The sequence below is a fragment of the Enterococcus sp. DIV1337a genome (genome assembly GCF_051712285.1).
Classification (GTDB): domain Bacteria; phylum Bacillota; class Bacilli; order Lactobacillales; family Enterococcaceae; genus Enterococcus; species Enterococcus faecalis.
This window is the reverse complement of sequence record NZ_JBIOOP010000001.1, coordinates 287,383-312,495: the sequence shown is the minus strand read 5'-3', so window position 1 is coordinate 312,495 and position 25,113 is coordinate 287,383. Positions and strand designations below refer to the sequence as shown.

General features: G+C 38.4%; 21 protein-coding genes and 2 other annotated features. Of the genes, 4 read left to right on the top strand and 17 right to left on the bottom strand.

The window, feature by feature from the left end:
* Nucleotides 1–9 precede the first annotated feature (9 nt).
* The gene (locus tag IGL49_RS01590; RefSeq protein ID WP_104853848.1) at nt 10–1,782 is read right to left on the bottom strand and encodes a PTS mannitol-specific transporter subunit IIBC; all 1,773 of its coding nucleotides are present in this window, start codon (nt 1,780–1,782) and stop codon (nt 10–12) included.
* 245 nt (nt 1,783–2,027) lie between these two features.
* On the opposite strand from IGL49_RS01590, the gene IGL49_RS01585 reads away from it, so the two are divergent.
* Nucleotides 2,028–2,123, top strand: coding sequence for a type I toxin-antitoxin system Fst family toxin (locus IGL49_RS01585; protein WP_015543884.1), 96 nt, complete (start codon nt 2,028–2,030; stop codon nt 2,121–2,123).
* Nucleotides 2,124–2,395: 272 nt separating this feature from the next.
* Here the strand turns inward: IGL49_RS01585 and IGL49_RS01580 are convergent, their stop codons facing one another.
* The 3 genes from IGL49_RS01580 to IGL49_RS01570 are packed head-to-tail and all read right to left on the bottom strand — an operon-like array spanning nt 2,396 to nt 6,613.
* Nucleotides 2,396–2,830: a PTS sugar transporter subunit IIA gene (locus IGL49_RS01580; protein WP_104853847.1), complete on the bottom strand. Its 435-nt coding sequence runs from the start codon at nt 2,828–2,830 to the stop codon at nt 2,396–2,398.
* Between the two features lie 10 nt (nt 2,831–2,840).
* Nucleotides 2,841–4,874: a BglG family transcription antiterminator gene (locus IGL49_RS01575; RefSeq protein WP_104853846.1), complete on the bottom strand. Its 2,034-nt coding sequence runs from the start codon at nt 4,872–4,874 to the stop codon at nt 2,841–2,843.
* Nucleotides 4,865–6,613: a PTS transporter subunit EIIC gene (locus tag IGL49_RS01570; protein ID WP_164982912.1), complete on the bottom strand. Its 1,749-nt coding sequence runs from the start codon at nt 6,611–6,613 to the stop codon at nt 4,865–4,867. The genes IGL49_RS01575 and IGL49_RS01570 overlap by 10 nt, the downstream gene beginning before the upstream one ends.
* A gap of 183 nt (nt 6,614–6,796) precedes the next feature.
* On the opposite strand from IGL49_RS01570, the gene IGL49_RS01565 reads away from it, so the two are divergent.
* The gene (locus IGL49_RS01565; protein ID WP_104853845.1) at nt 6,797–7,630 is read left to right on the top strand and encodes a Cof-type HAD-IIB family hydrolase; all 834 of its coding nucleotides are present in this window, start codon (nt 6,797–6,799) and stop codon (nt 7,628–7,630) included.
* A gap of 42 nt (nt 7,631–7,672) precedes the next feature.
* Here IGL49_RS01565 and IGL49_RS01560 read toward each other — a convergent pair whose 3' ends face one another.
* The 6 genes from IGL49_RS01560 to IGL49_RS01535 all read right to left on the bottom strand — a co-directional run bounded on the left by IGL49_RS01560 (nt 7,673) and on the right by IGL49_RS01535 (nt 13,546).
* Nucleotides 7,673–8,308: a nitroreductase family protein gene (locus IGL49_RS01560; protein WP_104853844.1), complete on the bottom strand. Its 636-nt coding sequence runs from the start codon at nt 8,306–8,308 to the stop codon at nt 7,673–7,675.
* Nucleotide 8,309: 1 nt separating this feature from the next.
* Nucleotides 8,310–8,747, bottom strand: a complete 438-nt coding sequence (locus tag IGL49_RS01555) for a MarR family winged helix-turn-helix transcriptional regulator (protein ID WP_104853843.1) — start codon at nt 8,745–8,747, stop codon at nt 8,310–8,312.
* 154 nt (nt 8,748–8,901) lie between these two features.
* On the bottom strand, nt 8,902–10,347 hold the full coding sequence (gene nhaC, locus IGL49_RS01550; protein ID WP_164982913.1) for a Na+/H+ antiporter NhaC: 1,446 nt from the start codon (nt 10,345–10,347) through the stop codon (nt 8,902–8,904).
* 89 nt (nt 10,348–10,436) lie between these two features.
* Nucleotides 10,437–10,612, bottom strand: a binding site (T-box leader).
* A gap of 649 nt (nt 10,613–11,261) precedes the next feature.
* Entirely contained in the window at nt 11,262–11,903 is a 642-nt protein-coding gene (pcp, locus tag IGL49_RS01545; protein WP_104853841.1) for a pyroglutamyl-peptidase I, read from the bottom strand.
* Nucleotides 11,904–11,918: 15 nt separating this feature from the next.
* On the bottom strand, nt 11,919–12,863 hold the full coding sequence (locus IGL49_RS01540) for a DUF979 domain-containing protein (protein WP_104853840.1): 945 nt from the start codon (nt 12,861–12,863) through the stop codon (nt 11,919–11,921).
* A complete protein-coding gene (locus IGL49_RS01535) occupies nt 12,860–13,546 on the bottom strand; it encodes a DUF969 domain-containing protein (protein WP_002355265.1) in 687 nt (228 codons plus the stop codon). The genes IGL49_RS01540 and IGL49_RS01535 overlap by 4 nt, the downstream gene beginning before the upstream one ends.
* Before the next feature lie 192 nt (nt 13,547–13,738).
* On the opposite strand from IGL49_RS01535, the gene IGL49_RS01530 reads away from it, so the two are divergent.
* Together IGL49_RS01530 and IGL49_RS01525 are read left to right on the top strand one after the other, a co-directional pair.
* Nucleotides 13,739–14,254, top strand: coding sequence for an HdeD family acid-resistance protein (locus tag IGL49_RS01530; RefSeq protein WP_104858674.1), 516 nt, complete (start codon nt 13,739–13,741; stop codon nt 14,252–14,254).
* A gap of 15 nt (nt 14,255–14,269) precedes the next feature.
* Nucleotides 14,270–15,454, top strand: a complete 1,185-nt coding sequence (locus tag IGL49_RS01525) for an AI-2E family transporter (protein WP_104853837.1) — start codon at nt 14,270–14,272, stop codon at nt 15,452–15,454.
* 50 nt (nt 15,455–15,504) lie between these two features.
* Here IGL49_RS01525 and IGL49_RS01520 read toward each other — a convergent pair whose 3' ends face one another.
* From IGL49_RS01520 to arcC, 7 genes are all read right to left on the bottom strand, one after another.
* Nucleotides 15,505–16,632, bottom strand: coding sequence for a 5-methyltetrahydropteroyltriglutamate--homocysteine S-methyltransferase (locus IGL49_RS01520; RefSeq protein WP_104858234.1), 1,128 nt, complete (start codon nt 16,630–16,632; stop codon nt 15,505–15,507).
* A gap of 60 nt (nt 16,633–16,692) precedes the next feature.
* Nucleotides 16,693–16,922 (bottom strand) — a binding site (T-box leader).
* Between the two features lie 117 nt (nt 16,923–17,039).
* Complete coding sequence (locus tag IGL49_RS01515; RefSeq protein ID WP_104853835.1) at nt 17,040–18,419, bottom strand: PcsB-like coiled-coil domain-containing protein; 1,380 nt, start codon at nt 18,417–18,419, stop codon at nt 17,040–17,042.
* A gap of 592 nt (nt 18,420–19,011) precedes the next feature.
* Entirely contained in the window at nt 19,012–20,235 is a 1,224-nt protein-coding gene (locus tag IGL49_RS01510; RefSeq protein WP_164982914.1) for an amidohydrolase family protein, read from the bottom strand.
* Nucleotides 20,236–20,259: 24 nt separating this feature from the next.
* Nucleotides 20,260–21,681 carry a hypothetical protein gene (locus IGL49_RS01505; RefSeq protein ID WP_025189294.1) on the bottom strand — a complete coding sequence of 474 codons (1,422 nt, stop codon included), beginning with the start codon at nt 21,679–21,681 and terminating at the stop codon, nt 20,260–20,262.
* Entirely contained in the window at nt 21,681–22,742 is a 1,062-nt protein-coding gene (gene allD, locus IGL49_RS01500) for an ureidoglycolate dehydrogenase (protein ID WP_002413499.1), read from the bottom strand. Before allD ends, IGL49_RS01505 begins: the two co-directional genes overlap by 1 nt.
* A gap of 89 nt (nt 22,743–22,831) precedes the next feature.
* The gene (locus IGL49_RS01495; RefSeq protein ID WP_104853833.1) at nt 22,832–24,052 is read right to left on the bottom strand and encodes a dicarboxylate/amino acid:cation symporter; all 1,221 of its coding nucleotides are present in this window, start codon (nt 24,050–24,052) and stop codon (nt 22,832–22,834) included.
* 6 nt (nt 24,053–24,058) lie between these two features.
* A complete protein-coding gene (gene arcC, locus IGL49_RS01490) occupies nt 24,059–24,997 on the bottom strand; it encodes a carbamate kinase (RefSeq protein WP_002355252.1) in 939 nt (312 codons plus the stop codon).
* Nucleotides 24,998–25,113: the final 116 nt, after the last annotated feature.

Below are 25,113 nucleotides of genomic sequence, written 5' to 3'. Positions count from 1 at the left end.
TCTTCCTCTCTAGGCACTTTCTTTTAAGAGCGAAACCACTGTTTCATATTTTTGGGGATTAACCATACTTTTTACTGATAAGTGTGTCGCTTTCGGGGCTTTTTTACGGGCTTGTTCCGTTAGTTCAGCTTTTGTGACAATTAAAGCCTGTGTTTGTTGCGTTAATTCATTAATATTAATTTTTCGAATCGGCATTGAAATTTTCTCTTTATCTAAAATTTCTTCTAAGACTTTCATTCCCATCGTTGCTGACCCGACACGATCATCGTGAACCAAAAGAATCTCATTGACATTGGCTAAATCTCCCTCAATTTCAGAAGCAGGTGTTTCTTTGGAGACTGTTGGTTGTGCGTCGTTTTTTTCTTTGGTACCTGATAGTTCAGCCACAATTTCATCATAACGTGGTGAGTTCAAGAAGTTTTCAACTGCTACAAAGGTTGCATTAGGTGCTTTCTGTTTGGCCCGTTCTTGCAATTCCGCTTGTGTGACAATCAATGTATTTCCCTCATCGGTCAAATTATTAATGGCCCGATTCGTCACAGTTTGTACTAAACCAGCCTCTTGGACCTTTTTCCGTAAGATAGACGCACCCATTGCACTAGAGCCCATCCCAGCATCACAAGCAAAAATAATTTGTTGAATTCCTGACAATGAAGCACTACCATTTGCGACAGTTAATCCTTTTGATGCTGCTTTAGCAGCTTGGGTTTCTTTCACTTTTTGGGCAAATTCATCACTTTCTTCTTTCGCATCTGCTTTTAAAATGACTGCGGATACTGCAAAGGAAACAGCAGTTGCTGCCAAAACACCTAAAATAACTGGTAAGTAAGAACCCATTGGTGTCATCGCTAAAATAGCTATAATGGAGCCTGGTGAAGCGGGCGCACGTAAACCAGCATCTAACGTTTGGAAAACCAAACTACCTGTCGCGCCACCTGCAATAACCGATAAGAATAATAACGGTTTCATCATTACATATGGGAAGTAAATTTCGTGGATACCACCAAGGAAATGAATAATTATTGCTCCCGGCGCAGAAGATTTTGCCGCACCTTTTCCAAAAAACATAAATGCTAATAAGACTCCTAACCCAGGACCAGGGTTTGCTTCTAATAGGAAAAGAATTGATTTACCAGCCGATAAGACTTGTTCTGTCCCTAAGGGTGTTAAAATGCCATGATTAATCGCATTGTTTAAAAAGAGCACTTTTGCCGGTTCAATAAAAATACTCGTTAATGGAATCAAATGAGCATTTAAAATGATTTCCACACCACGTGCCATTGCAGCAGTCAGCGCATCAACAATTGGGCCAATCGCTGAAAAGCCAAGTAAAGCTAACGCAAAACCAATTAATCCAGCTGAAAAATTGTTTACTAACATTTCAAAACCAGCTTTAATTCGATGTTGGAAATACTGATCAAATTTCTTAATTGTCAAGCCACCAAGTGGACCCATAATCATGGCACCTAGCATCATCGGAATATCAGTTCCCACAATCACGCCCATTGTCGCAATTGCGCCAACTACGGCACCGCGATCACCTGCAATTACTTTCCCACCAGTGTAGCCAATTAATAATGGAATTAAATAGGTCAACATTGGGCCAACCATCGTGGCAAAGGCTTTATTTGGCAGATATCCATCTGGGATAAATAGCGCTGTCAAAACGCCCCACGCAATCAATGCCCCGATATTGGGCATCACCATGCTAGATAAGGTACTGCCTAGTCTTTGAACTTTTACTTTAATTGATACTTTATTCTTTTCTGGTACTTGTTCCATTTTTATTCCCCTTCTCTCAAGTAACTTTTCTTGTTGACTAAATTGTATCCGCTTTCCTAATCTGGAAAAAGTCGTACTTTGGCACAAACCATTGTGCCAAAAGTTGAAAGAAAAAAGCACGTGTTCTCTAGTTACGAAAACCAGAAAACACGTGCTTATTCCATTTCTAATAATTTCAATAATAAATGAACAACTTTTTATGCTATACTCAAATTGGCGACTTGCCTCGAAAGGAGGTGCATCACATGTACGAGATTGTCACAAAAATTCTTGTGCCGATTTTTGTCGGGATTGTCCTGAAACTTGTAACCATTTGGTTGGAAAAACAGAACGAGGAATAAACAAGTTGCTTCCAACCGCTGCTGTCTAAACAGCAAAAAAAGACACCCTATCAGCAGTAGGGTGTCTTTTTAGTGCATCCATGCACGACTTTGTCACAAGTTACCTTAAATTTATCATAGAGCCTATTTTTTGTCAAGGAATCTTCTTATCTTTTTTGTTTAATCTCTTAAATAAAAAATATTTTATTTTTTAAGATAAAATTATTTCAATAATTATTGAAAATTTCAAAATAAATTGATTTTTTTACTACCAATTTTTTTCAGACGTAGCTTTAGGCTTGGGCCAGAATTTTTTGTGCTTCATCGATTGTTTGACAATCACTGAGCCGCTGAATGTTTTCGAGCTCTGAACAGAAAAAAGCTAATTCTTGAAGCATGCTTAGTTGCCGTTGACTTTTTAAAGCAACGACAAATAACAAGGTGGCTATTTTTCGATCTGCTTCCGTACCAAAGTTGACCCCATCAGGCACTTGAATAAAGCAAATCCCTTCTTTTAAAACTTGTTCATCTTGTCCTTCCGCATGAGGCAATGCCACGAAGTTACCGATATACACGCTGACTTTTTGTTGGCGTTGATACATTGCTTTGACATAGTCAGGCGTGACCAACTGATTTTTTAGCAGTAACTCACCAGAAGCTGCAAGTGCTTCCTCCCAACTAGCATACGATTGATTCAACATTATTTGCTCTGCTGTAATTTCAAACATCTATCAACACCTAGCCTTTCATTTCTTCAATTAATAATGACGAAAGTAACTGATAAACAATGGCTTCATTTCCTGAATGAAAAATTTCTGTATTTAAATCATTCATAATAATCGCACCACTGATTTTTCCTAAAATTTTTCCGATTGTTTCATCGATCGGCATCGGCGCTAGCATGAGTAACATACGTTGTAACTGCATCGGCTTTTTATCCATGCCTTCAATCATAAGTGGCTGAGCTAGATTAAAAATACAAAAGACAGGCTGTGTCACTGCTGTACTTGAGGTATGGAATAAGGCCATTTCCGTCTGAGGAATCCCAATAGGCGCTTGCTCGTAACGTTTCATCAATTGCTGACAAACGATTGCACTATCGGTGATTAAATTTTCGGAAAGTTGCGCGAGGGCGTGTTGAACGGTTTCTGCTAAATCCGCTTGATTATTTAAATCTGCTATGAAAAATGTTTCTAATAGTTTACTAATTTCTTCCATGAAAGCGACCACTGTTTCGTAACTTTCCTCGCCACTTGTTTTTTTCACAGGCGCTTTCCTAAGCGAGCGTTTTTCGTGACTAATCCGCTTAAACTCTTCTTTCAATTGGCGGATTTCATCGTCTAAAAGTAATGGTGAAATCAATTTATATTTGCCGTTGTATCCTGGTAATAACGAAGTGGAAATCACTAAGTCATAGTTTTCCTCAACATTTACCTTGCCTAAATCCGCAATCCGAAAAAAATGAATCTGGTTGATAAAAGGAAAGTAGCGCCGTAATCGCATTTCCAACATACTTGTCGAAGCCAAGCCGCTAGGAGAAAAACCAGCAATATCAACTTCCATAATTTTGGGACTCCGTTCTAAAGAATTGGCAAAATGAAGCACCATGTAGGCAATTTCCTCTTCCGATAGATTCTTTTGCGGAAAAATTTGCGGCAACGCTTGGCGTAAAGCCGCAGCTATTTCTTGATATTGATTCATGACCCGTTCTAAAATGGGATTCGTTAAATCTTCTTCTTGTAAAACTGCACGAGAAAAAACACCCGATAAATGTGTCAACAACATTTTATACAAATTTGTATCTTCGAAAAAATTAACTTCCGTTTCTTGACTTACTGCTTCAATCAGTTGTTTCACTGCATAAGCCAGCTGAGTGTCAAAATGTTCATCAAAAAAATCTTCATCAAAAGAATTAGAAAAATCACTTAATAAGCTAGCAAAAAAAACAATCTCACTAACAGCATACAGTTGTTTCGTTTCAGCAGCGACTTTTGAAAAAAGTCGTTTAGAACAATTGAGAAAGGCCTTATTCATCTGCCCAGTATAGGTCTCATCAGCTAAATAAAAACCTGCAGTGACCCGATCCATCGCAATCGTTAACATTAAGATCAAATGTTGTAATTTGCGATCACTTAATGCTGGAAATAAAGTTTCTACTTCTGGCTGAACAATTTTTTGTGCAAACGCTAAATGTTCTGCATGAATAAACTGAAAGAAAAAATGGTCGTTTGTCGTTAATTCGGTAAAATGAAAAAATTGGTACTCATTAATTTCCATACTTAGAATATTCGCCATTAGAAGACGGCGATATTTTTCAGAACCAGTCACCTCATAACCTTGATTTCGAGAAATCGTCAAAGGAATCCGCGCAATCCGTGTTTCTAATTGTTTAATATCGGCATAAAAAGTCGTATTACTAATACAATACGTTTCCAGAAAATAATGCATAGAGACTGGCTCTTTTGTTTGAAGTAATGTCAATAAAATCGCATGTTGCCGCGCCAAAGTAGAAAGTTCCTGTGTCTCTTCTCCTAAAATAGCAGCCTGAATTTCCGTCATCGCTGCTTCATCTGCTTGAATCGAAAAGCGCCCACGAGCTACTTTTTCCAACGTCGCGCCCATCGATGCTAGCGAGGTTTCTAAATTTTCTAATTCACGATACACCGTCCGGCGGCTAACCTTTAACAAATTCATCATGCGGTTTACTGAAACGGGGGTGGGACTATTAACTAATTCCGTTAATAGAACGGTTTCTCTTGTCGTTAAAAACATCTATCAACTCCTCCTTCCAGCCATTCTTGATACTCTTTCTTATTCAAAAAACTAGTAACCACATATAAATTTTGTTGCGTTAGATCTAAATGATAGGCTTGCGCCAGTTCACGAGTCACTACGTAGGTTTTCTCCTTGGTAAAAAAGACTGTTTCCAGTGGTTCTTTAGATACTTCAATTGCGACTCCTTGTTTCGCCGCTTGTTGTCGCAATAATTCCATTCCCATTGTTTGCGACCCTCGAACGTTCTCGGCATATAAAAAAACCAGCTTCTGTATTTGTTTTGTCGGGTTCGTTCCAGTAGATTCTGAACCAAGTGAAGATTGCTCTCGAGAAGAAGCAGTCAGTTTGGCTAAAACTTGCGGGTAATAGGATTTAATTTCTAAAAAATTTTGAACACTCACCATATCCTTTTCTGGGACGTACTTTTGTGCTAACTGTTGCAATTCTGCTTGAATGACCACTAATGTCTCAGGCTGCCACTTCATCTGATGAACGGACTGGTAAGTCACAGGCATCTCCAAATTCACAGCTTTTAATTGTCGTCTTAGCAAACTAGCCCCCATGGCACTTGAGCCCATTCCTGCATCACAAACAAATAAAATTTGTTGATAGTTGGGTGTGACTGTTTTCACTTGGTCTTCCTCCTTCTCCTTCATCTTTATCATTGAAACTGGTCCAGTTCCTCGTTGACGTTTTAATAACAAGCTTGCTATTGCAAAAGAGCACAGAAAGCTAACAAAAATTCCACTAAAAACTGCCAGCCTCGCATCAGTTGGGGCATTGGCTAAAATCGCAACCAATGAACCTGGCGAAGCAGGAGCGCTTAGCCCCACATTAAATATTTGAAAAACAAGCGTACCACTCATTCCTCCAGCAATTACTGCTAAAAATAAGCGCGGATCCATCAAAACAAACGGAAAATAAATTTCATGAATGCCCCCAATCAGTTGAATCATGGTGGCACCTCCTGCTGTTTTTCGTTGTCCTACAGGCCCAAACAGCAGAAAAGCAATCAAAACGCCCACGCCTGGCCCAGGGTTTGTTTCCAATAGAAATAAAATGGACTGACCTGTTTGACTAGCCCCTTCTAAACCTAGAGGCGTTAATAAGCCGTGGTTAATCGCATTATTAAAAAATAACACTTTTAAGGGTTCTAAGAAAACGTGAACCAATGGTAAAAGATTGGCTTCAATTAACCAAGAAGAAAATTGATACAGCCAAAAACTAGCGCTTTCAACAGCAGGAGCCACAACTAGAATACCAAAACAGCAAAGCAGTCCTCCCACAATTCCTGCTAAAAAGTTTTTAGTCAGCATCTCATAGCCTTCTTTAACTTTCGGTAAGAGAATTTGTTCAATTTTGGCGAAAGTATATCCTGCTAAAGGTCCAATAAACATAGCACCAAACAACTGCGGAACATCTGTGGAAACAATCACGCCCACTGTCGCAATAGCAGCAACGACGCCGCCACGTTGTTCCTCGAACATTTTTCCGCCTGTAAAACCAATTAAAATCGGTAAAACAACTCGAATCATTATTGTTTCGACTTCAGAAAGAGCTAGCCGTAGATTCCCGGCCGTATAGCCAGCCACCAAAGACAATAAGCTCCACGCAATAAAAATACTCAAATTTGGCATAATCATCCCACTCAAACGATGGCCAAAACTGCGTAAATAGGGAGTTACTTTCACAAACTTATGTTTAAAAAAGAGCGAATGCATTTCTTTTTCCTTCATATCCCTTGTCCCTCGCTCTCTATGTAGATAATTAGAATACTTCTATTATATGAAATTTCACAAAAAAATAGTATAGATTTTTGTAAAATAATTCTTTTATACACTTCACATGAGAATCCGTTTACATTAATAGAAAAAACTTTTATACTAAAAGAAAGAAACTCTTCGGATTGGAGGCCAATTATGGCAATCAAAACAATTGTAATGGATATTGATGGTACCTTGTTAACTTCAGAAAAAAAGATTTCACCAAACACCCGACAAGCATTAGTAGCTGCACAAAAACAAGGCCTATCACTGATTTTGGCTTCTGGACGCCCGACTAACGGTCTGCGCCCCTTAGCAGATGAATTGGAAATGGCTCATTATAATGGACACCTACTTTCCTATAACGGCGCTTGTGTCACCCATCATGGCAGTCAGCAACAACTATTTAACCAGACCATTTCAAAGTCATTGAGTCAACAAATTTTAGAACATTTGAAACAATTTGACGTAATTCCAATGATTAATGATGAAACATTTATGTATGTCAATGATGTTTTCCATAACACCTTACATTTAGAGACTGGTGATTTTAATATTATTGAATATGAATCACGGGGTGGTAACTTTCAATTATGTGAGTGGCATGATTTAGCCGCCAGACTAAACTTTCCCTTGAACAAAATTTTAATTGCTGGTGAACCCGCCTATTTACAAAAATATCATGAGGCCATCTACGCGCCTTTCAAAGAAACCGTCACCGCTGCTTTTTCCGCTCCTTTCTATTTTGAATTTACCGCTAAAAATATTGATAAAGCGCGTTCTTTAGAAAAACTAACCCTACAGTTAGGCATAACTGCTGAAGAAGTAATCGCTTTTGGTGATGGTCACAACGATTATACAATGTTGGAATGGGCTGGCACGGGGATTGCTATGGAAAACGCGGTTGACGAGCTTAAAAACATCGCAACGGAAGTCACTTTATCCAACGACAATGACGGCATCGCTGTTGCATTAGCCAACTTTCTTTAAGAATGTTGGTTGATGTAAGCGTACGCCGTCATTTTTTATTGCCTATTCAAATGTCGTAATTTTTTCTGGTGCTAAACGAACAGATTCATAGCCAGTTTCCATGCCCTTACCCACAGATAAAATCATTACTGGGACATAGCGCTCTTGATCTAAACCGAATGTTTCGGCTAATTTTTCCGCTTCAAAACCACCGATTGGATTCGTTTCATATCCGTGAGCTCGGGCCACTAACATAAATTGCATAGCTGCTAAACTCGCATCAATTTTCACGATGTCATTCATTTGTTCTCTGCTTAAACTTTCATAATGGGGAATAATGGCTGCTAATTGTTGGTCCCGCACTTCCTTAGGCATTTTACCACTAGCATAGGCTTGATTGTAAATTTCCTCTCCTCGCTCATGGCAGTTTAGATCACCAAAAATTAAGAGCATTGCAGAAGATGTTTCATTTTGACGCGTATTAAAGCGAATTAAGGGTTTTAATTTTTCTTTGCCTGCTTCACTTTCCACTACGACAAAACGCCATGGCTGCATGTTAACAGAAGAAGGGGCGGTGGTCGCTTCTTGAATCATTGCTAACATTTCTTCATGAGAAATTTTATAGGTTTCATCGTACACCCGAACCGATTTGCGGCCAAAAACAATCTCTGAAAAATCATTCGTTGTATATGTTGTCATTCTATCCTACCTCTTTCGTTGTAATGCTTTGATCTAGTTTTGTCAAAAGTTCTTTTAACTGGCGACAGTCGTCCTTTGTAAATGTACTGGGAATAATTTCTGTTACCGTCTGTTGCTTGGCTGTACATTGCTGTAGTTCTTGTTGTGCTTTTTTTGTTAAATGCACTAGCACTTCCCGATTATTTTCTGGATTTCGCTGTCGCGTCACATACTGTTTCTCTTCTAAAATTTTCAAATGGCGAGTGACCGCACCACTATCGATTTTTAAGTGTTCTTGAATCTCTGTTTGAAGACACGGCTGACGTTCTTTTAAAATCATCAGCAACTCATAACGAGTCAAACTCAAGCCAACATGCTCTTCAAAAACTTTGGTAATTTTTTGATCTAATACCTTTAACTGACATAATAATTGGCTGACTTCCCGTAATGATAACGACATAGTTTCCTCCTTATAAAGATGACTCGTCAACAATTGACTAGTCAACTATAACTGTTTCTTTCTAAAAATGCAACCTTTTTTACAAAAAAAAAATAGAACAATTGACGGAGAAAAACTACAGCATTCCCCATCAACTGTTCTATTTTTAATCAACCTATTTTTCGGTAACAGGTTCTATTGATAACCGCTTAATCCCTAAACCAGTAAACGCACTGACCATTGAGAAAACAGGCGATAACAAACTAAAGAAAACAAATGGTAAGTAAGTCAACGTTGGTACGCCAAAGGTCCCCGCTACGAAGCTACCTGCAATCCCCCAAGGAATGAGGTAATTAATAACCGTCCCACCATCCTCCAAGGTTCTTCCTAAAACAGTCGGATCCAAACCTTCTTTTTTGTAAACTTCTTTAAAGGCATTCCCTGGTAAAATAACCGATAGGAATTGTTCACCAATAAAAATATTTACGCCAATTCCTGTTAATAACGTTGATAAAATCAATTTCGGTGTACTGCTCATTTTCTGCGAAACAACTTCCATGACCGCAGAGATCAATCCTAATTCCATTAATAAGCCACCTAGAGACAACGTTAGAATAATAAGTGCCACAGTCGGCATCATGCTCATAATTCCGCCACGACTTAGTAATTGATCAATTTGTGCGTTCCCCGTTTGAGAAACAAACCCATTTTCCAACGTGTTTCCTAATGCCTGCAACGATACTTTCGGATTTTGAATAATAATCATAATTACTGCCACAATAATGTTTAACAAAATCGTGATAATCGCTGGAATTTTGCGCCAGGCACAGATTAACATTAAGGCTAATGGTAACAATGACCAAATGGAAATGGTAAAGTGGTCTTCCAATACTTGAATAACTTGAACTACTTCTGTCAGACTAGTATTCGCGTACGTTTGTCCTAAAATCATAAACAAGATTAAAGAGACAATAAATGCTGGTACAGTCGACCACATCAAGTTTTTTATATGTTTAAACAAATCCGCTTCAACAATCGCTGCGGCTAAGTTTGTTGATTCTGATAAAGGTGACATTTTATCACCAAAAACTGAACCAGAAACAATCGCTCCCACAACTAAAGCAGGATTTAACCCTAAGGTACTGCCAATACCGAAAAAGGCAATTCCGATTGTTGACATCACTGTAAAAGCACTACCTACTGCACTGCCGACAATCGCACAGACAATAAAAACTGACGGCACAAACCATTTAACACTAATCATTTTAAAACCAAAAACCATAATTGTTGGAATAATTCCTGCTTGAATCCAAACGGCAATCAATGCACCCACTAAAATAAAAATAAAAATTGGAATAATCCCTGGCTTCAAGCCATCAACAATCCCTTTATGCATTTGATCAAATGGTACTTTACGAAACATTGCGTAGCCTAAAATCAATGCAATCACAAACAAAATAGTAATATTTGGCGATATCTTTAAGCCAATCACTCCTGTTGCAATAGCTGCCACAATAATTAATAACACGATACTTGCTTCTCGAACACTCACGGTCTTCTTTTTCTGTTTTTCTTTCATTTCGTTACGCTCCTCTAATCTTTTTTCTGAATACTCTGACATTAAAGGATCTTATGATAACGAATAACCCCTCCACAACTCATTGAAAACGCCTCCTAAAGCTATATAAAAAGAGAGATTCATCCTTAAAGAATAAGGACGAATCTCTCCGCGGTACCACCTTAATTAGAAGCTTACTTGCTTCTCGCTTATGTATTATGTAATTGTTACTACTTATTAGTGTAATTCACAAATAGACTTGATCGATTCGCAGCAACCATCGACTTTCTGAACAAAACATCTATTTCCTACTGGGCTAATAATTTATGAATCTCAATATACCAAGAAGAAACCGACTTGTCAACGAAAATAGTATAAAAAATTTTTTCACACACCAACAAAAATTACTTTTTCTTTTTGTAAAAATAGAAAGAGGTCGGGACAGCAGCGTTTTAACTCCGAGAACCAAGTAGGTACTGTTTAACATCTATTTGCTTTGCAAATAGTGTTTCTCAGCAATAAGAAGGAATTTCCGAAAATTGTCATAAAACACAACGAGGTACGAGTTGATGTTGCATGATACACTACACTCCGTTTCGTTCGCATCAATTTCTACGCATGGAACATGCTAGAATTGAAGGACCCGGTGTTCTTTAATTTTTGGAGACCAAGTAGGTATTGTTCATCATCGAATCACTACGTTCTTCGTGATTCTCAACAATTTCGGCTTATTTCCGAAGGACCTTCACCAAGTAGGTACGATGATTTCATCTGTTCATGCTTCACAGTGAAACATCGCAACTCTTAGAGCTGTAGCTCTTTTGAAGGCTGGACTGTGACGAGACGCATGTCGAGAAAACACCTTAGAAGTTGTTGAGAACGAAGCAACGCGTAGTGTTGCTTCTGTTCCCGCCGTTTATCAGTTTTTGAGCGTGGGACAAAAATCCAAAGTGATTTTTGTTCCACGCTCCTGTTAGTTAGTGGGTTGTGCCACCTTGTAGTTGAATATCTTCTTGCGTTTTTACCGCTGCTTCAATCATATAGAACAAAGAATCTGTGATTGCTTCTAATGACATAGAAGCAAACGTTGGTTTATCAATTGTTTGTTCTGGTAGGAACGGAACATGAATAAATCCGCCACGAATAGTTGGATATTTAGTGTTAATTAAGTGTAGTAAGTGATACATAATATCATTACATACAAAGGTTCCTGCTGTATAAGAAATCGCTGCAGGTAATTGATGGTCATGACAATTTTTTACCATCGCTTTAATCGGTAAATTTGTAAAATAGGCTGTTGCTCCCTCTTCAACCAACGGTACATCGCTTGGTTGTTGCCCTGCATTATCTGGGATACGCGCTTCCGCTAAATTAATCGCCACTTTTTCAACAGTGACTGTTTGACGGCCGCCTGCTTGTCCAACACAAATCACCATATCTGGTTGATGGGCTTCAATTGCTTCAGCCACCTTTTCACCACTAGTGCCAAAAACAGTTGGCACCTCAACTTTAATAATTTCAGCTCCTGCAATTTCAGCAGGTAATTTTTTGACTGCTTCAAAGGCAGGATTGATTGCTTCTCCTCCAAATGGATTAAAGCCAGTAACGACAACTTTCATTTCGATCATCCTTTCTTATTTGAATAGAATCATATAAACAATTTGGAAAATTAACATGAAAAGTGCAATCGGCAATTGATTTTTAATGACGCCGTACTTATCTTTCATTTCCAACATGGCTACAGGTACGATATTAAAGTTCGCAGCCATCGGTGTTAACAGTGTACCACAAAAACCACATGTTAAGGCAACCATCCCAACTAATGCGGGATCTGCCCCTAAAGAAAAGACAAACGGCACACCAATTCCGACTGTCATCACAGTTATTGCTGCGAAGGCATTGCCCATGATAGCCGTAAAAACAACCATTCCCACAGCATAAATAATAATCCCTACATTAACATTTCCTGCTGGTACTACGGCACTAACCCCTTTTGAAATAATCTCACCAACACCAGCGCTAGTAAAAACAGCACCTAAACAAGCTAATAGCATTGGCAACGTACTAAGAGGACCGACTGTTTCTAACATTTCCGCCGCATCATCAAAAAATACTTTCGGCGTATTATTTTTAGAAAAGAACATCATGATGAAAATTGCTACAAAAACACCAACGCCGACACCAACTAAAGCCCCTAAAGTAGTCAATGTGGCAAAAAGAATCGCAAAAACCCCGATACTTAGTGCGGGAATAAAAATCTTCATTCCTAATTTTTGAGACATTTTTTCCATGTATTCTTTCGAAGGTAAGCGACTTTCCCCTTTTGTCACTTTTTGAAGAATTGCCGGAATTGTCATCACAAAAATAAGTACGCCACAGGCAACTGGTGGAATAAACCGGCCAAAACCGATTAAAATCCCTAAGATTCCCCAGAATAAACTAGTCCCATACGCATGTGGATTGGTTTTATCACGAAAACTACGAAAACTTGTATATAACAAGATAATCCCCATAAAAATGTAAAGGACTTCCAATAATTTTGCACTCAAATCAATACTTGAATCTGTGAAAAAACTCATTTCAGTCCCTCCTGTCCATAATATTTTTTACGTAATCTTTTTTCTTTTAAAGTAAAGTAAATACTTGCCGAAATTAAGGCAACTAAGGCGACTGGTACTTCCACTAAAGCCAATTTACCTAATGTCACTTCATAGCCTAAATCTTTCAATGTTGATTGAACAAGCAATGCCCCAGCCCCACCAACAAACAAAACTTGACCAAAGAACCAACAGATATTTTCCATGGCTGAAGCCATCCCTTTTAGTTCTTCTTCATATTCTGGCACCATTGGTAAATTTTTTGATTCAATTGTTCCTAACGCCATTGGCAAAATAATCGGGCGCACAAAACCTGCTACCCCACCGAAACTTACGTTAAAAGCGGCAAAAATAATCCGAAAGACACCATAAATGTCAATAATCACACCAGCAGATACCTTTTTGAATCGTTTAATCAACGTAGCCGCTGACTCTTTCAAGCCATTTCTTTCTAACGTTCCTGTTGCTAACATAATAATAATAAAGATAGCCATGCCTCGATTATTCACAAAGGTTGTTCCTAGTGTTTCTAGCATCGATGTCAAACCAAGCCCGCCAGTAAAAGCCGTCACTATTAAAGCAACCATCACAATCAAGATAGCATCAAATTTCAATGCGAAGCCGACAATGACGATCAATACGCCTAATAAAGGTAATAAATCCATCAAATCTCTCCTTCTTAAAATAAAATTTCACTTTCCATTATATGCCAATTTTCGCTCATTTGTAAGACTTTTTTAATTTTTAATGTTACTTTTTCTAAAGACACAGTTTCCAACACTTTTTAGAGCTACCACTCGCACTTTTTCCTTTTTTCCGCTAGAATAAAAGAACCAATAACATTGAGGAGGATTTTTATGTTCCAAACTTTTAGAGAAAATTTTCGGCGCCATACCCTATTACGCGACGCCGTCTTTATCGTTATCGGAAGTGCCATTGCCTTTAATCCCGGTGCTTTCTTCCAGTTCGTCGGTTATTTAATTGCTGGTTATTTGATGCTTTTAGGGTTAATTAATATTTATGATGACTACAAAATAAAAAAACAAACAGGTAGCTGGGGACTTGGTTTCGTAACAGGTTTAATCTTTGTTGTCTTAGCAGTAGCCTTTTTATTTTTTGCACCAGTGATCGTTTCGATTCTGCCATTTTTATTAGGGATTAGTATTGTAATAAACGGCCTCGTTCAATTGACTTTTGCTTTAAATACTCGTCAAACAGGCGCGCTTATCTACAGTGTTCTCGTTTTAATCGCTGGAGCCGTTTTAGTTTTCAACCCCTTCAAAAGCCTCTTAGTTTTGATGCAAGTCTTTGGATTTATCCTGATTTTCATGGGAATCATTGAAATTATTGGTCATTTTAGAAATAAAGCTTAACGAAAGGAGCAACTTATGGATAAAGAAAGTACCAAGTGGATCCGCTTTTTAGGTGGGAAAAATTTACTTTACACATTAACTATCCTTTGTCTAATTGCTGTAACTATCTTTTTATTCAACACCGTTTCATTTATCTTTAAACCGATTTTTGTTATTTTCAGTGCCGTCTTAGGCCCGGTACTTTTTGGTATTATTCTATTTTATTTGCTTAATCCAATGGTGAAACGCCTTGAGAAAAAAGTCCCCCGTGTTTGGGCGATTGCGATTCTCTATGTCTTAATTATTGCATTACTCGTGTTAGCTGGACTGCAACTTTTCCCAATTATTCAAGACCAAACGGAAGAGTTAATCAAACAATTCCCAAGTTTTTGGAAAAGCACGCTCCAAACAGTACAACAATTTATGGCTAAAACACCTTTTGTAAAAGATTTAGAATCTGCTAATGAGTCCATTAATCAGCTCTGGAGCAAACTGGCAAACTCCTTTAAAGACTTTGCAGGGGATTACCTACAAACAGGCGCACAAGGTCTGGGAAGCGTCTTTTCTGCAGTCTCTTCTACTTTCCTAACCTTGTTTACAGGACCTATCATCGCCTTTTTCCTTTTAAAGGACAAAGAAAAGTTTTATCGCTTTGTAAAAGGCATGATTCCCCCAGCTTTTCGTCCTGATTTTGATGAATATAGTCAAATTGCCAATATTCAAATTGGCGATTATCTAAAAGGTCAAGTCATTGCTTCGTTGGTTTTAGGGATTATGTATTGGCCAGCTTTTCTATTAATTGGTTTACAATTTGGTAGCATTTTAGCTTTAGCTGCTGGTATTTTATGTATTATTCCTTATATCGGGCCATTTATTGCCTTTATTCCTGGATTGATTATTGCCTTTCAGGATTCCACATTTATGGTAGTTAAATTTGTTATCGTCTGGTTCGCCATCCAATTGATTCATGGTGATTTTGTTATTCCTCGTGTGATGGGCGATAAATTAAAAGTCCATCCAATTACCATTTTACTTGTCTTGTTAGTTATGGGTGAACTGTTTGGTTTAATGGGCGTTATCTTTGGGATTCCAATGTATTGCCTAGTTAAAGTAACGGTCATTTATTTATTCCGCAAATTCAAACAACGCTATAATCGCTTTTATGGTAACAAAGGCGAATATGAATACACAAATTTTACTAAAGATCAATATTTAAAATAATATAATGAAAAAACTGGGACGTAAGCCATTTAGACTTATGTCCCAGTTTTTTACCATACTTCTTTAGCAATTTCTTGAAGTAATTGAACTTTGCGCCATTGTTCTTTCTCCGTCAAACGATTTCCTTCTTCCGTCGAAGCAAAACCACATTGCGGACTAATACTTAAGTTTTCTAAAGGAATAAACTGTTGGGCTTCTTGAATTCGTGCTTTCACTTGCTCAGTCTCTTCTAGTTCAGGAAACTTAGAAGTAACTAAACCTAAAACGACTTTGCTGCCATTATTTTGCCAATGTCTTAATGGTGAAAAGTCCCCTGCACGATCTGAGTCATATTCCAAGAAGAAACCATCATAATTCGTAGCAAATAATTCTTTTGCTATCGGTTCATAACCACCTGAAAATAACCAAGACGAAGCATGGTTCCCACGGCAAATGTGTGTAGTTACAGTTAAATCTTCTGGCTTACCATCCAAGGCTTCATTAATAATCGTGGTACACACTTGTGCAATTTCTTCTGGCTGTATTCCTTTTGCTCGTAATTCTTCTTGTTTTGTCTGATCCGCTAGAAACGCCCAATTTGTATCATCAAATTGCAAATAGCGGCAACCTCTCTCATAAAAGGCCGCAATTGCGTCTTTATATGTTTGTGCTAAATCCTTATAAAAAGCGCCAATCTCTGGATAAATTGTTTGGATACGCGAGGTGCCATCATTGGATAAAATTTCTTGACGTAAAATCATGGTCGGACTAGGGATTGTTGCTTTGGCTACCGTGCCATCACCAACTTCCACCACCTCTTTTAAAAATGAAAAGTCCTCTAAAAATTGATGTTGCGCAGGAAAAGATATTTTATCCACTACGCGGATATTATAGGCCGGAGCTGCTTTTCCATGAAAGGTTTGGTTATACCCCGTTTCTGGGATATAGCCTGTCACGCCATTTAATCCTTCTAAGAAATCAATATGCCAAAAACCGCGACGAAATTCACCATCTGTGATTCCCCGTAAGCCGCCAGCTTTTTGTTTTGCTACTAATGCTTTGATTTCCTCATCTTCAATAAGACGTAGCTCTGCTTGAGATAAAGCACCTGCTTGGACCTTTTTCCGTGCTTTCTTAATTGTTTCCGGACGTAAAAAACTTCCCACATGATCAACTGTAAAAGGGATCTGACTACTCATTTGCCTCACTCTTTCCTATTTTTATTTATAAAAAAACGCCCTTTTACTAGCCGTAACTAGTAAAAGGGCGATTATTATCGCGGTACCACCTTTTTTCGGAAAGATGACTCTTTCCCTTCAACTGACAATCATAATCAGCGGTCTTGTTAACGAAAGACATTACGTTTTTGCCTACGTTTCGACAAAAATTCCTCCTAGGCCATTTTTCGATACAGACACCTAACTTTTTTCACCAACCAAAGTCTCTCTACCAGCTGTCTTGTATTTACTTTCCTATTCAACGGAAATTATTAGATTATAATTAGAATACCACGTTTAGCAAATTTGTCAACGGAGACGGATGAAATAGTAATGAAAAAAGCAGCTTCTTTTCAGAAGCTGCTTACGTCTATTTTTATCGTTGCTGATTAGGCTGAGTGTCCTACGATTGTGCTACCTGAGTAACCAAAACCGACACGTGTAATACCTGGGTTAATTTCCCAATCACGGTGACCGCTACCTGAAGCTGTTACCATGCCTGTTTCATTATACCACGCCATGATTACTGAGTTACCTGGCGCCCACATAATTGCGATAACTTCATCTCCGCGAGACCAGTGATCATTTGGAATGCCGCCTGCTTCAACTTGTGCTGCACGAGCAGTTGCAGAAGCTGCTAACCCTGCATCCCATACTACTGGACGTAAACCTAATGATTGACGTAGAACGTTCAATGCATTGATTGTTGGATCAGCAGAAGGTGTTGGTGTTGGTGGTGTTGGTTTCTCTGGTTCTGGTGTAGGTGTTGGTGTAACTGTTCCACCACCAGTTTCGCCACCATTACTTCCATTATCACTTGGTGTTGTAGGTTGTACTGGTTGTTCTGATGAAGAAGAGCCAGTATTTTCTGTTGCACTATTATCTGTACTTGGTGTAGTTGTTTCAGTTGTTTGTTGCGTGCTTGATTCAGTTGCTGAGCTTGAGCTTGCTGGTGCTTGTGCTTCTGTTGTTGAAGAAGAGGCAACTGGTGCTTCTGCTTTCACTTCAGCTTTAGCTTGAACTGGTTTTGCAGCAGCTTTTTTAGCTTTTTCAGCTGCAGCTTTTTGTTCAGCAGCTAAACGTGCTTGCTCTGCTTCAGCAGCTGCTTTTTGTTTTTCTAAGCCAGCTTTAGAACTTTCAGCAGATGATTGTTCTAATGCTAATGAAGCTTTCATTACATTTAATTCAGATTGTTTAGAAAGTAAATCTTGACGTTTTGTTTCTAATTCAGCTTCTGTTGCTTCAAGTTGTTTCATTTTTTTCTCGTTTTCAGCTTTTTTATCAACAACGGCTTGTTTGTCTTCTTTTTGTTGTTGCATTAAGTCGTTGTTGGCATTTACGATTGTTGAAACAGCTTGAACACGGCTGATTGCGTCTGCAACTGAGTCCGCATCTAAAACTGCATCTAGCATTGTTGTGCTTTGTCCATTAACTTGAACATCGCGTGCTTGATTTTTGATTGCTTCGTTACGTTTTTCAATACGTTGATTCAAGTTTGTAATTTCTTGTTGTAATTGTTCTGATTTTGCTTTTAGTGTTTGCTTTTGTTCACGTAAAGCCATGCTTTCGTCAAATACTGAAGATACTTCTGCTTCTAAAGAAGATACTTGTGAAGCTAAATCTCCTTGTTTTGCTTTTAATGATGAAATTTCTTGATTTTTTTCTTCAATCTTTTTATCAACATTGTCCGCCAAAGCGATGCTTGGAGTAGCAATTGCCGATAGCGTTAATGAACATAGTAATACTGATGCAAATAGACGTTTCTTCACTTGTCATTCCTCCGAATTAATTTCTAAAGTTTATTTAAAATATCTTAATCTTTTCTTACGACAGAATCATTCTACCACACCCATATTTCAATTAAGCAATAGAAATGTTACAAAAACATTTCAGATTACTCGTTCTCTCTCCATAATAGGTAAACTTACCTTTTGTAAGGCTTTCACACCTTGATATCACTGGTTTTCATGTGTTTTCAATTGTTAAACAATTCTTCGATTTTTTTTCATATTTTTTCTTTTTTTATTCAAAATTTGCTTCTTTTTTGTTGATATATGCTTTTTTTCGTAAAATTAATCATTTTTCCTTCTTTTTATCAAACGTTTTTGTTACAAAATGTATTCAAATACAACTTTTTCTATCAAAAAGAGCGTGGGACAAAAATCACTTTGGATTTTTGCTCCACGCTCAAAAACTGATAAACGACGGGAACAGAAGCAACACTACGCGTTGCTTCGTTCTCAACAACTTCTAAGGTGTTTTCTCGTCACAGTTTTGTCCTTGAGAGTTCTCGGAGTTAAACACTTCTGTCCCGACCTCTTCTTGATTTTTTCATTAAAAGACATTTATAAACATTTTTTCTTAACGAATGATTTCGACTTTTTTATCTGTTTTAACTGTGACACGGCCATTTTTAATGACATATAATCGTTCAGGAATATCAATAATCGCATCTTCAACTACTTTTGTGTCTAATAAGACTAAATCTGCTTTATTCCCAACTGCGACACCGTAGCCTTCTAGTCCCATCGCACGAGCAGGACTTGTTGTTACCATTGGTAGCACTGTTTTTAAGTCATCCGCTCCACCTAAGTGCCCAACAGGAATGGCTAACATCGCCGTTTGAACAATATCCCCTGTGCCATATGGTGTAAAAGCATTGCGAATATTATTTGTAGCAATACAGACATTCACGCCACCATCGCGTAATTTACGAATTGGCGTAACAGCACGTCGAACATTGTACTGATCACCACGAGCCCCTAAATGTAAATCCGTTGCTGGTAAAGCCATCACACTAATATTTGCTTCCGCCATTTTTGCAATAATGGGCGCCAATTCTGCTTCTGGTAAGGCGTGCAATGCCGTTAAGTGGCCCACTGAAACACGGCCTTGGTAGCCTTCAGCAATGGTTTTTTCACATAAGTATTCAATACTCATATCATCAGCTTCATCGGCAAAATCTTGGTGTAAATCCACGTCTTTATCATATTTTTTGGCAATTTCAAACACTAAATCAATATGTTCTTTCGCTGGTGCATCATTATAAGGAATCCCGCCGACAACGTCTGCGCCCATATCCATTGCTTCATACATCATTTGTTCTGTTCCAGGAGCTTTAAAAATTCCTTCTTGCGGAAACGCAACTACTTGCATATCAATTAACTCTTTGTATTCTTCTTTCAAACGCATAATTGTTTTGAAGCCAGTAAAACCTTGTGCTGGGTCAAATTCTGCATGCGTTCTTAACGCTGTTGTTCCATGAACGATTAACATTTCTAAAGCACGTTTGGCACGGTCGTAAATGTCTTCTTCGGTAAATGTTGGTTTTAATTCTGCAGTCACTTCAATCGCTTCTTTCAACGTACCTGATTTATTTGGTTTACGATCAGCGATCAATGCTTTGTCCAAATGTAAATGGCTTTCTACAAAACCGGGGATTAAAACACGACCATCTGCTTCGATGACTTCTTTGGCATCGCCAGTAATAACTGGGGCGATTTCAATGATTTTTCCTTCTTTAATAGCTACATCTTGTAAGGCTTCACCGTCTTGAAGACGAACTTGTTTAATTAATAAATCCATGTTTTCCACTCCCTAAATTGTTTTTTATCCAAAGATTAAACCGATAACTAATAATAGTACAGAGGCAATACTTAACCATTTCACGTTTCCTTTAACAACATCCAAAATTGGAATTTGGAAACCTGAAGATAAAGCTTGCATAGTAATATTAACGAAACTCATTTGACTACCTAAACCAACACCCATTGCTACAAAACCTAATGCTAACGGCGGGAAGTTCAACGATACAGCAACCGGTAACACTAAAGTTAAAACAGAACCAACATAGGCCCCGGCTGGAATCCCAATTAAAATCCCTGTTAAAATGGCAACTGGCACGACAATAAAGGCTGGTGCATTTTCGGCAACACCTGCGATTACAGCAAACGTTCCGGTTTGTGCAATAACATTAATAAAGGCTAAGAAAATCCCTACTTGGAACAAACGAGTCAAAATATATGTAGACCCATCTACCATCGCTTCGACAGATTTGTTCATTGAGAAATCTGTACATAAGAAAATTAAAACTAATGTTAAAATCATGTATACAAGTGGCGTAAAGAAGGCAAAACCAATTAAGTCATTCACAATTGGTCCAAAAATTACAGCAAACAATAAGAAGATGGCTGGCAAGGTAATTTTAAATAATTCACCATTGCTCTTTTTATCAAATTCATCATCTGCCGACTCTTTAAAGCCAATCTTTCTGTGTTTCGTTCCCCAAAAGGCTAAAACAATTGCTAAGGCTACGAAGAATAACCAGTAAGGTCGCATGGTTGAAACATATGAACCTACACTGATATCGCCTAATTTTGAAACAATACTTGATTCTAATGAAGCGGGTGATGTTGTAAATGATACCGCAGCAGCTAAAGACATGGCTGCAATTAATTCAGGAACAACGCCAACTGCAGCAAAGGCCAATGGCGCAATAACCATCGCACTTCCGCCACCAATTCCTGACATATATGTGGCTGCGGCTAATAAGATAACAATAAAAGCTGAAACATACTCGACTTTTCCTTTTGTGCCTCGTTTGGCTAAAGTTAATGCGGCTGAATAACTACCTGCTTTAAAGACCGCCATCGCAACAGCTGAATTAATGATGGGAACGGTAATTCCTAACATCATTGGGATAGCTTCCAACATCTGTTTATTCGCTTCTTCTAGTCCAATGCCACCAATCAGCATCGCTAAGACGCCACCAATTAAACCAGCAATAATCATATCGACTTTCATAAACAATAGAACCAAAACAACAATCAATGGAATAATCACAACTAATGCCATGATTCCTGTCGGGGCAACTACATCCCCAATCTCATCAGCAAAGGCCGCAACTGGCACAAAAATACTAACTAAGAATGCAAAAATAAGTGCTACTTTTGACGATTTTTTCATTTTACTTTCCTCCAATAGAAAGAAGGCGAGAGCAACGCAGTAGCGAATACTCTCTGCGCTCCTCATTATTTGGCAAAGGCCCCTTGCCCGCCATATTTATCGTAATGTACAATCTCACTAACTAAATAATCATAAATACTTTGTGGAATTTCAATGCCTTCTGACATGGCTTTTTGATAGTTTAGCTGACCAATTTCTCCTGGGTAGTAAACTTGTTGAAACCCTTCTGCTGTAGGCACACTATGAAGTTCTTCCACCATTTGATTAATATTTTCTTTAAATCGTTCAGAATCTGTAAAGCGGCTTGGATCAATGACTAAAAACATCTGACCCAGATTCCGTTTCTCCGTTAAATCCGCATACATGGAGCTGACATGTTTGCCAAAAGGTAAGCCTAACAACGAACCAGCTAAGACATCGACCATCATCATTAGTCCATATCCTTTTGGTCCTGAAATCGGCAATAAACCTCGTACTTCATAAGGATCAGTCGTTGGCTGGCCTTTTTCGTCTACTGCCCATGTGTCGGGAATTTCAACATCTCTTGAACGTGCATCTAAAATTTTCCCCCAAGCCTGTACTGTCGTGGCCATATCAAACACGACTGGTTCATGACCTGCTCTAGGTGCTGCAAAAGCGATTGGATTTGTCCCAAAATAATTGCTTGTACCGCCAAACGGTACCACCATTGGATCAGATTGACACATTGAAAGAGCAACCATGCCTTGTTCCGCTGCTTTTTTAACATAATACGATAACGTCCCACTATGACTCGTTTGAGAAACGCCAACATATGCTAACCCTGATTCTTTGGCTAGATCAACTGCAGCAGCTAATGCTTCGTTACAAACAAATTGACCCACGCCATTATCGCCATGAAAAATGGCAGTGGACGGTCCAGTTTTTTCAAATGATAATTCGGGGTCAATCGTGATCCCGCCTTTTGCAATCCGTTCCGCATAATAATCCATACGAACCGCCCCGTGTGAATGAATACCGCTAGCATCTGCAAAAGTTAAATGTCGAGCAACTTCTTCGGCATGTTCAGAATGTAAACCAGCAGCTTCTAATTTTTGTTTCATCAGCTTTTCTAATTTCTCCGGTGTAACGACAACCATTTCTTCCATTGCGCTTGCTCCTTTATCATTAATCTTAAAAAAGGGAAAGAAAACAAGTGATTTTCTTCTTCGTCCTTGCATTTCCTCCCCTTTTTTCACTACTTATTGCTACTGTTAAAGACAGTATAGTCAATTTCATCCACTGATTTTGCAACTAGAATAGCAGAGTAAACATCTGAATTGACATTTAAAATTGTTCGTAACATGCCAACAAACCATTCGACGCCTGCAAAAATTGCAATACTCTCAATGGGTAAACCCATTTGCGGAACAATCACTGCCAGTGAGACTAAGCCCGCACCGGGAACAACTGCGTTTGCTAGTGAGACAAACGTTGCTGTAATTGCTAAGTAAATCATTTTCGTAATATCAAACTCTAGCTGATACATCTGAGCGATAGTCATTACAGTAAAAGCCATATGCATCGCTGAACCGTTACTGTTTAACGACATGCCTAATGGCAACACTAAGTTAGTAATCCGCTTACTTAAACCTAATTTTGTTTCTGTTTCTTCCAAAGCTACTGGTAAAGTAATTGCTGAAGAAGTTGTCGCCAAGGCCATCACAGACATATTTTTCATGTTTGTGATTAAACGTAGTGGACTTACTTTGCAGTACAATGTGATAACCAAAATCCAGATGCCCAAAAATAAAATAGTTCCTAATCCGTAGACCAATAGATACTTCACTAACGGTAAAATAATTTGAAGGCCTAAGTGACTAATTGTTGAAGCAATTAAAGCAAAAATCCCCAGAGGTGCTAGATACATAACGTATCGAATGACTGTAATGATAACTTCATTAAAGTCCACAATTATTTGGAAGAGTTGTGTCTCTGGATGGCTTTGTAAGTATTTATTCAGTGCTAAACCAAAAAATAATGCAAAGACAATAATTTGAATAATCGATCCTTGAGTCAGTGAATCAAAAATATTTTTCGGAACGAAATTTAAAATCGTATCAGTGATTGAGATTTCTTGCGCTTTAATAGAAGCATTTTGAAAGCCAGTCATTTTAACACCGTATCCTGGATTAAAAATGACTGCCATTAGGACGCCCCATAAAGCAGCAGCTAAGGAGGAAATCCCGAAAACAGCGATTGTTCTGCCCCCAAGGCTCGTTAATTCTTTTGGATTAATACTGCCAACTGCTTGGACAATTTGTCCTAAGATTAAGATGGGAATGGCCATTTGCATCAGTCGCAAAAAGACATCTCCAACTATTTTCAAGTAATTGCCGCTAGCAGGAATCAAGAGTCCTACGAGGATTCCTACGACAACAGCAATTGCAATTTGGGTGATCATGGACGGTTTTTTCATGGTAAACTACCCCTTTTGACTGATCACAGTTCCTGCTTCTTTATCGATGTTTTCTAAGTTTTCGATAGAAGTAATGATTGCTTTCCGTTTGTCATCACCTTTTACGAAGTCTAAGGCAGCTTCGATTTTTGGTAGCATGCTACCAGCAGCAAAGTGACCTTCTTTAATGTATTCTTCTGCTTCGGCTACACTGATTTGTTCTAATGCTTTTTGATCTGGTTGATTGTAATTAATGTAGATGTTATCAACGCCTGTCAAAATAATCAAACGGTCTGCATCAACGTTTTCAGCTAAAACACGTGCAGAAAAATCTTTGTCGTTAACCGCTTCCACACCTACGTATTGTCCGTCTTCTGCTACGACAGGAATGCCCCCGCCACCAGAACAGATAGTTAAAACATCCGCCTCTACTAAAGCACGTACCGCCTCTTTTTCAACAATTTCTTTAGGCATTGGTGATGGAACGACTTTTCGGTAGCCACGGCCAGCATCTTCCACATAAGTAGAGCCATCTTTGGCTGCTTCCGCGTCAGCTTCTTCTTTTGTATAGAATGGACCAATTGGTTTGGATGGTTTTTTAAACGACGGATCTTCTTTGTCCACGCGTACTTGCGTAACTACAGAAATAACTGGTTTAGCAATGTTACGTTTTTCAAACTCATTAGTTAAAGCATTTTGTAACCAGTAACCGATGCTTCCTTGTGTCATCGCAACACAAGTATCCAATTTCAACGCTGGATTTTTTTCACTTTCGCCTGCTTTTTGTTGTAAAAGCAAATTCCCTACTTGTGGGCCGTTTCCGTGACAGACAATGACTTGTTCCCCTTTGGCAACAAATTCTGCAATATATTTGGCCGCGTGATTAACGACGGCTTTTTGGCCTTCATCTGTTGGATCTGTATCTAAAATAGCATTCCCACCTAGGGCAATTACGTTTAAACTCATTGATTGATTCGCTCCTTTTTAGTAAAGCAAAGACAAAATCTTTTCAGTATCGACGGATAAGAAATAATTTGTTTACGAAATGAAAGATTTTGTCTTGCTCATTTTGATTGTTTCAG

Excerpts from the sequence above, each read along its gene's own strand:
- IGL49_RS01505 (WP_025189294.1), bottom strand. The coding sequence starts at position 21,681 with ATGAGGAGCGCAGAGAGTATTCGCTACTGCGTTGCTCTCGCCTTCTTT.
- IGL49_RS01575 (WP_104853846.1), bottom strand. The coding sequence starts at position 4,874 with ATGTTTTTAACGACAAGAGAAACCGTTCTATTAACGGAATTAGTTAAT.
- IGL49_RS01580 (WP_104853847.1), bottom strand. The coding sequence starts at position 2,830 with ATGTTTGAAATTACAGCAGAGCAAATAATGTTGAATCAATCGTATGCT.
- IGL49_RS01565 (WP_104853845.1), top strand. The coding sequence starts at position 6,797 with ATGGCAATCAAAACAATTGTAATGGATATTGATGGTACCTTGTTAACT.
- IGL49_RS01585 (WP_015543884.1), top strand. The coding sequence starts at position 2,028 with ATGTACGAGATTGTCACAAAAATTCTTGTGCCGATTTTTGTCGGGATT.
- IGL49_RS01590 (WP_104853848.1), bottom strand. The coding sequence starts at position 1,782 with ATGGAACAAGTACCAGAAAAGAATAAAGTATCAATTAAAGTAAAAGTT.
- IGL49_RS01540 (WP_104853840.1), bottom strand. The coding sequence starts at position 12,863 with ATGAGTTTTTTCACAGATTCAAGTATTGATTTGAGTGCAAAATTATTG.
- arcC (WP_002355252.1), bottom strand. The coding sequence starts at position 24,997 with ATGAGTTTAAACGTAATTGCCCTAGGTGGGAATGCTATTTTAGATACA.
- IGL49_RS01530 (WP_104858674.1), top strand. The coding sequence starts at position 13,739 with ATGTTCCAAACTTTTAGAGAAAATTTTCGGCGCCATACCCTATTACGC.
- IGL49_RS01520 (WP_104858234.1), bottom strand. The coding sequence starts at position 16,632 with ATGAGTAGTCAGATCCCTTTTACAGTTGATCATGTGGGAAGTTTTTTA.
- IGL49_RS01555 (WP_104853843.1), bottom strand. The coding sequence starts at position 8,747 with ATGTCGTTATCATTACGGGAAGTCAGCCAATTATTATGTCAGTTAAAG.
- IGL49_RS01495 (WP_104853833.1), bottom strand. The coding sequence starts at position 24,052 with ATGAAAAAACCGTCCATGATCACCCAAATTGCAATTGCTGTTGTCGTA.
- nhaC (WP_164982913.1), bottom strand. The coding sequence starts at position 10,347 with ATGTCAGAGTATTCAGAAAAAAGATTAGAGGAGCGTAACGAAATGAAA.
- allD (WP_002413499.1), bottom strand. The coding sequence starts at position 22,742 with ATGGAAGAAATGGTTGTCGTTACACCGGAGAAATTAGAAAAGCTGATG.
- IGL49_RS01535 (WP_002355265.1), bottom strand. The coding sequence starts at position 13,546 with ATGGATTTATTACCTTTATTAGGCGTATTGATCGTCATTGTCGGCTTC.
- IGL49_RS01570 (WP_164982912.1), bottom strand. The coding sequence starts at position 6,613 with ATGAAGGAAAAAGAAATGCATTCGCTCTTTTTTAAACATAAGTTTGTG.
- IGL49_RS01510 (WP_164982914.1), bottom strand. The coding sequence starts at position 20,235 with ATGGATTTATTAATTAAACAAGTTCGTCTTCAAGACGGTGAAGCCTTA.
- IGL49_RS01560 (WP_104853844.1), bottom strand. The coding sequence starts at position 8,308 with ATGACAACATATACAACGAATGATTTTTCAGAGATTGTTTTTGGCCGC.
- IGL49_RS01525 (WP_104853837.1), top strand. The coding sequence starts at position 14,270 with ATGGATAAAGAAAGTACCAAGTGGATCCGCTTTTTAGGTGGGAAAAAT.
- pcp (WP_104853841.1), bottom strand. The coding sequence starts at position 11,903 with ATGAAAGTTGTCGTTACTGGCTTTAATCCATTTGGAGGAGAAGCAATC.